Source organism: Paucibacter sediminis, assembly GCF_030254645.1.
Lineage (GTDB): Bacteria > Pseudomonadota > Gammaproteobacteria > Burkholderiales > Burkholderiaceae_C > Paucibacter_B > Paucibacter_B sediminis.
This window is the reverse complement of the sequence record NZ_CP116346.1, coordinates 556,645-568,238: the sequence shown is the minus strand read 5'-3', so window position 1 is coordinate 568,238 and position 11,594 is coordinate 556,645. Positions and strand designations below refer to the sequence as shown.

Genomic DNA, 11,594 nt, shown 5'->3' with positions numbered 1-11,594 from the left:
CGGGCTGATACGGTGGCCGCGCTGTCCATGTGGCTGCTACATTGAATGCCCGCTGTAAACCCGCTGTAAATCCACCTCTTCGCCATGAGCCTGAACGCGCCCGTCGCCACGTTTCCCCAGGATGCCGATGGCGTGCTGAAGCTGGCCGCGCAGTCCATGTTCGAAGTGCTGGCCGGCGCCACCGAGGGCATGATGGTGGTGGACCGCCAGCACCGCATCGTCTGGATCAGCGATGGCTACAAGCGCTTTCTGCCCGCGCTGGGTTTCGGCAGCGAGACCGAGTTCGTCGGCCGCCGCGTCGAGGAGGTGGTGCCCAACAGCCTGATGGGCCAGGTGATCGACAGTGGCAAGCCCATCCTCGTCGACCTGATCAGCAACCAGTCGGGCACTTTCCTGGTGAGCCGCCTGCCGCTGCGCGACGAGGCCGGCGCCGTCATCGGCGGCCTGGGCTTTGTGCTGCTGGACCATCCCGAGACCAATATGCAGCCGCTCATGAGCAAGTTCGGCCGCATGCAGTCGGAGCTGGAGGAAACGCGCCGCCAACTGGCCGCCGAGCAAAGCAAGGCGCGCCGGCCCAAGCACACGATCGCCAGCTTCATCGGCGCCAGCCCGGCGGCGCTGGAGGTCAAGCGCCAGGCGCGCCGCGCGGCGCAGAGCCAGGCCACCGTGCTGCTGCTGGGCGAGACCGGCACCGGCAAGGAGCTGCTGGCCCATGCCATCCATGCCGCCTCGCAGCGCAGCCACAAGCCGCTGGTGAGCATCAATATCGCCGCCGTGCCCGACACCTTGCTGGAGGCCGAGTTCTTCGGCGTGGCGCCGGGCGCCTACACCGGCGCCGACCGCAAGGGCCGCGACGGCAAGTTCCGCCTCGCCGACGGTGGCACCCTGTTCCTGGACGAGATCGGCGACATGCCGCTGCCGCTGCAGAGCAAGCTGCTGCGCGTGCTGCAGGAGCAGGAGTTCGAGCCGCTGGGCAGCAACCAGGTCATCAAGGTGGATGCGCGCGTGATTGCCGCCACCAGCCGCGACCTGCAGGCGATGGTGGCGCGCGGCGAGTTCCGCGCCGACCTGTACTACCGCCTCAATGTGCTGCCCATCCTGGTGCCGCCGCTGCGCGAGCGCCTGGGCGATCTGGAGGCCCTGGTCGACACCTTGATGGACGACATCGCGCGCCGCAGCGGCATGGCGCACAAGATGCTCAGCGCGGGCGCGCTGGAATGGCTGCAGCAGCGGCCCTGGCCCGGCAATATCCGCGAGCTGCGCAATGTGCTGGAGCAGGCCAGCCTGATGAGCGACGAGAGCGTGCTGGACGAGGCCAGCTTCGCCGCCTATGCCCAGCCCGGGCCCCTGCCGCTGGGCGGGCCGGCGCAGGCACCATCCGCGCCGGCAGCGCCCGCGGCGCGGACGGCCGCCGAGCCCGCAGCGCGCGCTGCCGCTGCCGGCGAGACCCTGCGCCCCTTGCCCGAGCTGATCGCCCAGGTGGAGCGCGACGCCATCGCGCAGGCGCTGAGCCTCACCGGTGGCAACCGCCTCGCCGCGGCCCGCCTGCTGCAGATCTCGCGGGCTTCTCTTTACGAGCGCCTGACGCGCTGGCCGGAGCTGGGGTTGGCGTGGAAAAACACCGCAATTGCCCAATAGATTAGCGCCCGCTGATTAAAGCATTCCTGCACTTCGGGTGCTTGTTCCGCAGCCACGGTTGGAGCGATAGTTGTCTGGTCGCTCAAGCGGCGTGACGAGCTCCAACCACAAGCAGGAGACGGATATGGGCAAGCTGATGTTGGCGACGCGTCTGCGTCTGGCCGTGGTGTTGGTGCTGATGGCTTTCGTGCTGGTGATCGGGCTGCTCAGCTCGCGTGCCGCGGACAGCCTGCTCTCGGTCAAGATGACCACCACGGTGGAGCAGGTCAAGGCGGCCGAGAAGATCGCGCGCAGCTATGCCGACAAGGCGCGGGCCGGCGCGCTCGGCGAGGCCGAGGCCAAGGCCGCCGCGGCGGCCGAGATCGGCAAGATCCGCTACTCGGGCAACGAGTACATCTGGATCAACGACATGGGGCCGCGCATGGTCATGCACCCCATCAAGCCCGAGCTGAACGGCCAGGATCTCGGCAGCAACAAGGACCCCAAGGGCAAGCTGCTGTTCGTCGAGTTCGTCAAGACGGTGCGCGCCGAGGGCGCCGGCTATGTCAACTATCTCTGGCCCAAGCCGGGCGCCAGCGAGCCCGAGCCCAAGCGCTCCTATGTGATGGGTTTCGAGCCCTGGGGCTGGGTGCTGGGCTCGGGCGTCTATGTGGACGACGTGGCCGCGGTGAGCCGCCGCGACGCCATCTTCACGCTGGGCCTGGTGGTGGTGGCCGGCGTGGCCGCGCTGCTGGGGGTGGAGGTGTTCGTGCGCAGCCTGCGGCGGCGGTTGGGCGCGATGCGCGACCTCATGCATGCGGTGGCCGGCGGCGACCTGAGCGGCCATATCGACGCCGGCCAGGCCGACGAGATCGGCCAGGTGCTGGGCGAGGTGCTGGCGATGCAGCGGCGCCTGACCGAGCTGGTGCAGGGCATACGCGAGGCCACCGCCTCGATCGGCACCGCCTCCAGCGAGGTGGCGCTGGGCAGCCAGGATCTCTCCACCCGCACCGAGCAGGCGGCCGCCAATCTGCAGCAGACCGCGGCCTCGATGCAGGAGCTGGTGCAGCAGGTGCGGCATTCCACCGAAGCGGCGCAGCAGACCAATGCGCTGGCCGATCAGGCCGCCGGGCAGGCGCGCCAGGGCGCGGCGGTGATGAGCGAGGTGGTGTCCACCATGGACGGCATCTCCAGCGCCAGCCGCAAGATCTCCGACATCATCGCGGTGATCGACGGCGTGGCCTTCCAGACCAATATCCTGGCGCTGAATGCCGCGGTGGAGGCGGCGCGCGCCGGCGACCAGGGGCGTGGCTTCGCGGTGGTGGCCTCGGAGGTGCGCAGCCTGGCGCAGCGCTCCGCGCAGGCGGCCAAGGAGATCAAGAGCCTGATCATGGATTCGGTCGAGCGCGTCAACTCCGGCACCCAGCAGGTCGGGCGCGGCGGCCAGTCCATGGACGACATCCTGCATGCGGTGCAGCGCGTCAGCACCACGGTCAACGAGATCAGCGAGTCCAGCCTGGGCCAGGCCGACGGCATTGCCCAGGTGAATCAGGCGGTGGCCAATCTCGACACCATGACGCAGCAGAACGCCGCGCTGGTGGAGCAGACCGCGGCCGCGGCCGAGTCGCTCAAGCAGCAGGCGGCCTCGCTCACCGAGCTGGTGTCGGTGTTCAAGATCGCGCCCGCCTACTCCTGATCGCGCAAGTCCATCGCGCGGCGCACCGTGGCGGCCTTGAAGCGGGCCCAGCCCGCCGCATCCATCGGACGGCTGGCGATGCGGCTGAGCCGGAAGCTCTGCCAGTCGGGGTTGTCGGGCAGCGCATGCTCGAAGCGCTCGATCAAGCGGTCCTTGGCATTCACCCACAGCCAGCCCTGGATGCCGCGGAAGGCGGGGCCGCCGACCTCGTACTTGAGGCAGGGCACCTCGTCGAGCCGCTCCTCCCCGAGGTAGCGGAAGCTGGCGCTGCCCTTGTCGACGAAGCCGCCTTCCTGTACGCCGCCCTCGGGCTTGAAGCGGGTCTTGAGGAAGTCGAAATCGGGGTCGATGATGCCGACCTCGAAATCGCGACGCGGATTCTTCAGATGCGGCAGCGTCGCATTGAAGCCGCTCAGGTCGAAGTTGTAGAGATGCGCCGGCAGGTGGCTGAGCTGCACCGGCAGCTGCGCCTTGGCCACGCCGGCCACCAGGCGCCGCGGGCCCTCGGCCTTGAGCGCCATCTGCAGGCGCGGCGCGCCCTGCTCGAGGCGGTTGTAGGAGCGCATTTGCGTCTCGGTGAGGGTGCGCGCATCGAGCTCGGCCGCCACCAGGGCCAGGTATTGCCCATCGGCCTCGACCTTCAGCACCTCCAGCTTCAGCGGTGTGGCGAAGTGGATGGACAGCAGCAGGCGCTTGCTGCCGTCGAGATTGGACTTCAGGTAATGCACGACGCGGTTGCGCGGACCCTGGGTGGGCTGGTAGGCGTAGTCGGCCAGCGAGTCGCCGCCTTCCTGGGCGCGGATCGTGGCACTGCAAGCCAGCAGCAGGGCGGCCAGACAGGTTTGGAATGCTTTCATGGGCAGTTGTATGAAAGTAAGGCAGTGTCTGGATTCGAGGCAAAACACCGCGCCGGCGGCTGTCGATATTCCGGTCAACCGGCCCGGCGGCCGGTCCGGCGGTGCACTGTTCGCACAATATCCGCTGCCGGCCGATGCCGGATGCGCTTTTTGCGCCTGCTTTCTAAGTGTTTGCCCGGGGCGTGCTTCCATGGGCATGGGGCTTGCAATACAAGCGGGTACCGAGCCATCAACAAGGCCCCGCAGCGGGCACAGGAGACAAGCAGCATGCCGATGATCACGCGACGAGTGTTGGGCCTTTCGGCCCTGGGTCTGGCTTGCCTGGCCAGCCCGGTATGGGCACAGGCGGGCGGCGGCAAGGAAATCCGCATCGCCCATGTCTACAGCAAGACCGGGCCGCTGGAAGCCTATGGCAAGCAGACCCAGATCGGTTTCATGATGGGCCTGGACTACGCCACCCAGGGCACCATGACGGTGGCCGGCAAGAAGATCGTGGTGATCGAGAAGGACGACCAGGGCAAGCCCGATGTGGGCAAGAGCCTGCTGGCCGCCGCCTATGGCGACGACAAGGCCGACCTGGCCGTCGGGCCCAGCTCCTCCGGCGTGGCGCTGGCGCTGCTGCCGGTGGCCGAGGAATACAAGAAGATCCTGCTGGTGGAGCCGGCCGTGGCCGACGCCATCACCGGCGAGAAGTGGAACAAGTACATCTTCCGCACCGGCCGCAACAGCTCGCAGGACGCGATCGCCAATGCGGTGGCGCTGGACAAGCCGGGCGTGACGATCGCGACGCTGGCGCAGGACTATGCCTTTGGCCGCGACGGCGTGAAGGCCTTCAAGGAGGCCCTCAAGACCGCCAAGATCACGCATGAGGAATACCTGCCCACCAGCACCACGGACTTCACCGCCGGTGCGCAGCGCCTCATCGATGCGCTCAAGGACAAGCCGGGCCGCAAGGTCATCTTCATCATCTGGGCCGGCGGCGGCAACCCCTTCAAGATCGCCGACCTGGACCTGAAGCGCTATGGCATCGAGATCGCCACCGGCGGCAACATCCTGCCGGCGATGACGGCCTACAAGCAGTTCCCCGGCATGGAGGGCGCGGCCTACTACTACTTCGGCATGCCCAAGAACCCGGTCAATGAATGGCTGGTGGCGAATCACTACAAGCAGTTCAAGGCGCCGCCCGACTTCTTCACCGCCGGCGGCATGAGTGCCGCCATCGCGGCGGTGGAAGCGCTGAAGAAGACCGGCGGCGACACCAACACCAACAAGCTCATCAAGACCATGGAGGGCATGAGCTTCGAGACGCCCAAGGGCAAGATGAGCTTCCGCGCCGAGGATCACCAGGCCATGCAGTCGATGTACCACTTCAAGATCAAGGTGGATCCGGCCTTTGCCTGGGGCGTGCCCGAGCTGGTGCGCGAGATCAAGCCGGAAGAGATGAACGTGCCGATCCGCAACAAGCGCTGAGTTTGCTCGGCTACTGCGCGGGCGCAGGGCGTCGTTGGGCGGTGCTCGGAATCCTCACGTACAGGAAGTACGTTCCGGTTCCTGCGCTCCGTCCGCCTAGCCCTGCACCCGCTCGCTACGCCTCGGGTTGTGCCACTGCATCGGAATCATCGTGCTTGAGACCAAGAACCTCACCATCCGCTTCGGCGGCCATGTGGCGGTGGACCATGTGTCCTGCGCCTTCGCGCCCGGCAGCCTGACGGCCATCGTCGGCCCGAATGGCGCCGGCAAGACCACCTACTTCAATCTGATCTCGGGCCAGCTGCGCGCCACCGAGGGTCAGGTCTTGCTGGACGGCGAGGACCTCACCGCGCTGAGCGCGCCGCTGCGCACCCGGCGCGGCCTGGGCCGGGCCTTCCAGCTCACCCAGCTGTTCCCGCACCTGCCGGTGCTGGAGAACGTGCGGCTGGCGGTGCAGGCGCGGCGCGGCATCGGGCTGAAGATGCTGTCGGTCTGGCTGCACCATCGCGACCTCATCGACGAGGCCATGGCCATCCTGGCCCAGGTGCGGCTGGCCGAGAAGTCTTCGGCTATCGCCGCGGCCCTGCCGCATGGCGACCAGCGCAAGCTCGAGGTGGCGATGCTGATCGCCCTGCAACCCAAGGTCTATATGTTCGACGAGCCCACCGCCGGCATGAGCGTGGACGAGGTGCCGGTGATCCTGGACCTGATACGCGAACTCAAGGCCCAGGGCCAGCACACCATCCTGCTGGTGGAGCACAAGATGGACGTGGTGCGCGAGCTGGCGGACCGCATCATCGTGCTGCACAACGGCCAGCTGGTGGCCGATGGCGACCCCGCCGAGGTGATCGCCTCGCCGGTGGTGCAGAACGCCTATCTCGGCGTCGCTCCGGAAGAGGTGGCGGCATGAGTTCTCTGCTGAGCCTGCAAGGCGTCCATACCCATATCGGCGCGTATCACATCCTGCACGGCGTCGATCTCGAAGTGCCGGCCGGCCAGCTCACCATGCTCTTGGGCCGCAATGGCGCGGGCAAGACCACCACGCTGCGCAGCATCATGGGCCTGTGGCAGGCCAGCCAGGGTCAGGTCCTGTTCGATGGCCAGCCGATCCAGGCGCTGGCCACGCCCGAGATCGCGCAGCGCGACATCGCCTATGTGCCCGAGAACATGGGCATCTTCGGCGACCTGACGGTGCGCGAGAACCTGCTGCTGGCGGCGCGCCGCGCGCGTTCGCTCAAGGAGTTGGACACCACGCGCCTGGACTGGCTGTTCAGCCTCTTCCCGGCGCTGAAGAAGTTCTGGCTCTATCCGGCCGGCAAGCTGAGCGGCGGGCAGAAGCAGATGCTGGCGATCGCGCGCGCGCTGATCGAGCCACGCCGCCTGCTGTTGATCGATGAGCCCTCCAAGGGCCTGGCGCCGGCCATCATCCTGAACCTGATCGCGGCGCTCAAGGAGCTCAAGGCCACCGACACCACGGTGCTGCTGGTGGAGCAGAACTTCATGGTCGCCAAGGCGCTGGGCGACCGCGTCGCGGTGATGGACAACGGCCGCGTCGTGCATGCCGGCGCGATGGCCGAGCTGGCCGCCGACGAGGCGCTGCAGCAGCGCCTGCTGGGCCTCTCGCTGGCCGCACACCAATAAGGGCTTGCCATGACTACCCGTACCTTGCCCACCACCCCTGCCCAGGCCGCTCAGGCCGCTGAACCGGTGCCGCAGGCGCGCTTCGACAAGCTGCCCCTGCTGCTGCTGGCCGGCCTGATGCTGGCCGCCCTGCCGTTGATCGGCAGCGCCAGCAGCTGGGCCACGCTGACCGTGGCCGGCCTGGCCATGGGACTGATCATCTTCATCATCGCCTCGGGCCTGACCCTGGTGTTCGGTCTGATGGACGTGCTGAACTTCGGCCACGGCGTCTTCATCGCCCTGGGCGCCTTCGTGGCCACCACGGTGATGGGTGCGATGGGGGCCTGGACCGACAACCCCTCGCTGCTGGCGAACCTGGTGGCGGTGGGCACGGCCTGCCTGGCCGGTATGCTGGCCGCCGCGGCGCTGGGCCTGGTGTTCGAGCGCGTGATGGTGCGGCCGGTCTACGGCATGCACCTGAAGCAGATCCTCATCACCATGGGCGGCATGATCATCGGCGAGGAGCTGATCAAGGCCGTCTGGGGGCCGCAGCTGATCGCCATGCCGCTGCCGGAAGGCCTGCGCGGCTCGCTGCTGTTTGGCGATGTCGCGGTCGAGAAGTTCCGCCTCGTCGCGGTGGTGCTGGGCCTGCTGGTGTTCATGGCCCTGCTGCTGGTGCTCAACCGGACCAAGCTGGGGCTGCTGATACGCGCCGGCGTGCAGGACCGCGAGATGGTGGAGAGCCTGGGCTACCGCATCAAGCGCCTGTTCGTGGGCGTGTTCGTGGGCGGCTCGGCGCTGGCGGGGCTGGGCGGCGTGATGTGGGGCCTCTACCAGCAGGGCGTGACGCCGCAGATCGGCGGCCAGGTCAACACCCTGATCTTCATCGTCATCATCATCGGCGGCCTGGGCTCCACCCTGGGCTGCTTCGTCGGCGCGCTGGCGGTGGGCCTGATGGCCAACTACTGCGGCTTCCTGGCGCCCAAGGTGGCGCTGTTTTCCAATATCGCGCTGATGGTGGCGGTGCTGCTGTGGCGGCCGCAGGGCCTCTATCCCGTCACCAACCGTTGAGGCCCGCCGTCATGTTCAAAGCCCTCCTGTCTCACGATCTGCCGCGCAGCAAGCTGCTGGCCCTGGCCCTGGCCATCGCGGTGCTGGGCCTGGCGTTCACGCCCTTCATCTTCCCGGGCACCAAGGCGCTCAATGTGGCGGCCAAGATCATGGTCTTCATCGTGCTGGTGGCCAGCTACGACCTGCTCTTAGGCTACACCGGCATCGTCAGCTTCGCCCACACCATGTTCTTCGGCATCGGCGCCTATGGGGTGGCGATCGCCAGCACCCGCATGGGGCCGGGCTGGGAGGCGGTGGCCCTGGGCCTGGGTGGCGCGTTGCTGGCCTCGCTGCTGCTCTCGCTGGTGATCGGCCTGTTCTCGCTGCGCGTGAAGGCGATCTTCTTCGCCATGATCACGCTGGCGGTGGCCTCGGCCTTCATGACCCTGGCCTCGCAGCTGTCCGATTTCACCGGCGGCGAGGACGGCCTGAGCTTCAAGGTGCCCGAGGCCCTGCAGCCCGGCACCGAGTACCTGGAAGAGCCCTTCCTCGGCGCCAGCATCGACGGCCGCTTCCTCAGCTACTACCTGCTCTTCGTCGCCACCGTGGCGCTGGTGCTGCTGATGCTGCGCATCGTCAACTCGCCCTTCGGGCGCGTGCTGCAGGCGATACGCGAGAACGATTTCCGCGCCGAGGCGATCGGCTACCGCAGCGTGGTCTACCGCACGCTCTCGAACGTGCTGGCGGCCCTGTTTGCCTGCGCCGCCGGTGCGCTGCTGGCGCTCTGGCTGCGCTACAACGGGCCCGACACCTCGCTGGCCTTCGAGCTGATGCTGGACATCCTGCTGATCGTGGTGATCGGCGGCATGGGCACGATCTACGGCGCGGTGATCGGCAGCGTGCTGTTCGTGCTGGCGCAGAGCTATCTGCAGGATCTGATGAAGCTGGGCGCCGACCGGCTAGTCGACGTGCCGCTGCTCTCGCAGCTGATCTCGCCGGACCGCTGGCTGCTCTGGCTGGGCCTGCTGTTCGTGCTCTCGGTCTACCACTTCCCCAGCGGCATCGTCGGGCGGCTGCGCCTGCGCGCGATGCTGCATGAGCCAACGACGGGCCGTCCCCGAGTTGGCTCAACCCCCCCGGGGGGCGGCGGCGGGCCTTTGCCGCCGCCTGGGGGCTCGGTCAACAAGGAGTCCTCATGAGTGGCTTCAGTTCCAACTACCTGCGCTGCGCCGGCCGCGAGATCCACTACACCGAATGGGGCAGCGAGCATCAGGAGGTGGTGATCGCCTGGCATGGCCTGGCGCGCACCTGCCGCGACATGGACGAGCTGGCCGCCCACCTGAGCCGCCGCTACCGCGTGATCTGCCCCGACACCATCGGCCGCGGCCTCTCGGAGTGGAGCCCGGAGCCCGGGCGCGAGTACTGCCTGGCGTTTTATGTGCGCGTCGCGCTGGAGCTCATTGATCAGCTCGGACTGGGCCAGTTCCACTGGGTCGGCACCTCGATGGGAGGCGCCATCGGCACGCTGGCCGCGGCGGGGCCGCTGCGCGGCCGCATCCGCCGCCTGGTGTTGAACGACAACGGCCCCTCGCTGGCCGCGCCCGCGCTGGAGCGCATCAAATCCTATGCCGGCAATCCGGCGGCCTTTGCCACGGTGAGCGAGCTGGAGCAGTATTTCCGCTCGGTCTACAAGCCCTATGGCTGGCTCAGCGATGCGCAATGGCGCCGCCTCACCGAGACCTCGACGCGGCGCCTGCCCGATGGCCGCGTGACCCCGCATTACGACCCGGCGATGGTGCGCCAGTTCATCGACCATCCCGACGACTACGAACTCTGGGAGGCCTGGGACAGCCTGGACCTGCCGGTGCTGTGCCTGCGTGGCGCGGATTCCGATCTGCTGCTGGCCGAGACCGCCGAGGCCATGCGCAGCCGCGGCCCGCGCGCGGTGGTGGCCACCATCGCAGGTTGCGGCCATGCGCCGGCGCTGAATGTGCCGGCCCAGCTCGATCTGGTGGAGCGTTTTCTCGACGCCGGGGCCTGAGAAAGCTCAGCTGCCGTTGACGTTGACCTTGCCCTCGGCCTGGCACATCGCCACTGGCTGCGGCACCTGGCCATCGAACTTGGTGAGCCAGCAGTCGTCGAACACCGAGCAGTAGCAGGCTTCGGCGCTGAGGTGCTGGCGAGCTGCGTCGGTTGCAGCCCAGAGCCGCTGCCCCGCTGCGTTGCTTTTGTCGGGCAACACCCAGTTAAACAACTCGCGCACCCGCCCAGCCACCAGTACGTCGCCAGCAATCGAGCCGGTCATGGTGCTGTTGAGGTTGATCGAGTCGACTCCGATGTCCTTGGCCGCCGCCTTGATGACATCGCGCGCACTCTTGAGCGGCTCGCCCTTGTAGCGCAACTCCATCCAGACCACTCGCGCCGGACCGGTGCCGGCGTTCTCCACCGTGTAGATGAGGGTGGCATTGCCCTTGCCGTCGGAGTTGCTGGTGCCCCATTGCAGGATCGGCGTCGACCCCGCCCGCACCAGCTTGGCGTTCTGCTCCACCAGCGCGCTCATGGTGGCACTGGTGCGGAAGGCCGAGACCAGGGCGGCGCCGGCGCTCAGCACCATGCTCAGGGCCACGGCAATCTGGAACCAGCGTGGGCCCTGGTCGGCGCCGGGCGGTTTGGGAATCTTGGGCAGCTCGATCACATCCACTCCTCATCGGGAGCGGCGATGATACTCAGCTGCTTTGCGGCATCGCGACCCAGCGCCCCAGGCGCAGGCGCAGCGACACGAAGTCCAGCGGCTTGGTGAGATGCTCGTCCATGCCGGCGGCCAGGCTGGCCTGCACATCGCTGTCCAGCGCATGGGCGGTGAGCGCCAGGATGGGGAAGCGCGCCAGCTCGCCGGCGCCCTGCAGGGCGCGCAGGCGGCGTGCGCATTCCAGGCCGTCCATGCCGGGCATCTGGATGTCCATCAGCACCAGATCGGGCGCGGCCTCGGCGCACAGCTGCAGCGCCTCCAGGCCGTTGTTGGCGAGCCGGGTCTGCAAGCCCATCAGGGCCAGGAACTCCAGCGCCACCACCTGGTTGATCGGGTTGTCCTCCACCAGCAGGATGGTGGGCACCGTCCGCGCGGGCGCGGGCTCGTCCAGCCCCGAGCGCTCCGTGTCGGCAAAGCCGTCACCCCCATCCTGCTGCATCAGCAGGATGGTTGCGGGCTCAGCGGGCAGGGAGGGAATCGCTGATGTCATGACAGATGGCCTACTGCATGCCAGCGGTCGGGCTGGCCGTTGTTT

The 11,594-nt window shown here is 67.9% G+C and carries 11 protein-coding genes; 8 read left to right on the top strand and 3 right to left on the bottom strand.

All coding sequences use genetic code 11. From position 1 onward, the window contains the following. Nucleotides 1-84 precede the first annotated feature (84 nt). Nucleotides 85-1,638 carry a sigma-54 interaction domain-containing protein gene (locus PFX98_RS02670; protein WP_285233625.1) on the top strand — a complete coding sequence of 518 codons (1,554 nt, stop codon included), beginning with the start codon at nucleotides 85-87 and terminating at the stop codon, nucleotides 1,636-1,638. A 124-nt stretch (nucleotides 1,639-1,762) separates the two neighbouring features. Continuing rightward, nucleotides 1,763-3,313 carry a methyl-accepting chemotaxis protein gene (locus tag PFX98_RS02665; RefSeq protein WP_285233624.1) on the top strand — a complete coding sequence of 517 codons (1,551 nt, stop codon included), beginning with the start codon at nucleotides 1,763-1,765 and terminating at the stop codon, nucleotides 3,311-3,313. On the opposite strand, the gene PFX98_RS02660 is transcribed toward PFX98_RS02665, so the two are convergent. Continuing rightward, nucleotides 3,304-4,170, bottom strand: a complete 867-nt coding sequence (locus PFX98_RS02660; RefSeq protein WP_285233623.1) for a hypothetical protein — start codon at nucleotides 4,168-4,170, stop codon at nucleotides 3,304-3,306. The two genes, PFX98_RS02665 and PFX98_RS02660, sit on opposite strands and share 10 nt — an antisense overlap. Nucleotides 4,171-4,443: 273 nt before the next feature. Between PFX98_RS02660 and PFX98_RS02655 the strand changes: the two genes are divergently transcribed. The 6 genes from PFX98_RS02655 to PFX98_RS02630 all read left to right on the top strand — a co-directional run bounded on the left by PFX98_RS02655 (nucleotide 4,444) and on the right by PFX98_RS02630 (nucleotide 10,351). After that, nucleotides 4,444-5,640 carry a substrate-binding domain-containing protein gene (locus tag PFX98_RS02655; RefSeq protein WP_285233622.1) on the top strand — a complete coding sequence of 399 codons (1,197 nt, stop codon included), beginning with the start codon at nucleotides 4,444-4,446 and terminating at the stop codon, nucleotides 5,638-5,640. Between the two features lie 151 nt (nucleotides 5,641-5,791). After that, a complete protein-coding gene (locus PFX98_RS02650) occupies nucleotides 5,792-6,550 on the top strand; it encodes an ABC transporter ATP-binding protein (protein ID WP_285233621.1) in 759 nt (252 codons plus the stop codon). Further along, a complete protein-coding gene (locus tag PFX98_RS02645) occupies nucleotides 6,547-7,281 on the top strand; it encodes an ABC transporter ATP-binding protein (protein WP_285233620.1) in 735 nt (244 codons plus the stop codon). Before PFX98_RS02650 ends, PFX98_RS02645 begins: the two co-directional genes overlap by 4 nt. A gap of 9 nt (nucleotides 7,282-7,290) precedes the next feature. Beyond that, a complete protein-coding gene (locus PFX98_RS02640) occupies nucleotides 7,291-8,331 on the top strand; it encodes a branched-chain amino acid ABC transporter permease (RefSeq protein WP_285233619.1) in 1,041 nt (346 codons plus the stop codon). Nucleotides 8,332-8,342: 11 nt separating this feature from the next. Further along, entirely contained in the window at nucleotides 8,343-9,509 is a 1,167-nt protein-coding gene (locus PFX98_RS02635; protein ID WP_285233618.1) for a branched-chain amino acid ABC transporter permease, read from the top strand. Then, entirely contained in the window at nucleotides 9,506-10,351 is an 846-nt protein-coding gene (locus PFX98_RS02630; protein WP_285233617.1) for an alpha/beta fold hydrolase, read from the top strand. Before PFX98_RS02635 ends, PFX98_RS02630 begins: the two co-directional genes overlap by 4 nt. Before the next feature lie 6 nt (nucleotides 10,352-10,357). Here the strand turns inward: PFX98_RS02630 and PFX98_RS02625 are convergent, their stop codons facing one another. Further along, complete coding sequence (locus PFX98_RS02625; protein WP_285233616.1) at nucleotides 10,358-11,005, bottom strand: calponin homology domain-containing protein; 648 nt, start codon at nucleotides 11,003-11,005, stop codon at nucleotides 10,358-10,360. Nucleotides 11,006-11,036: 31 nt separating this feature from the next. Next, entirely contained in the window at nucleotides 11,037-11,549 is a 513-nt protein-coding gene (locus tag PFX98_RS02620; RefSeq protein WP_285233615.1) for a response regulator, read from the bottom strand. Nucleotides 11,550-11,594 lie beyond the last annotated feature (45 nt).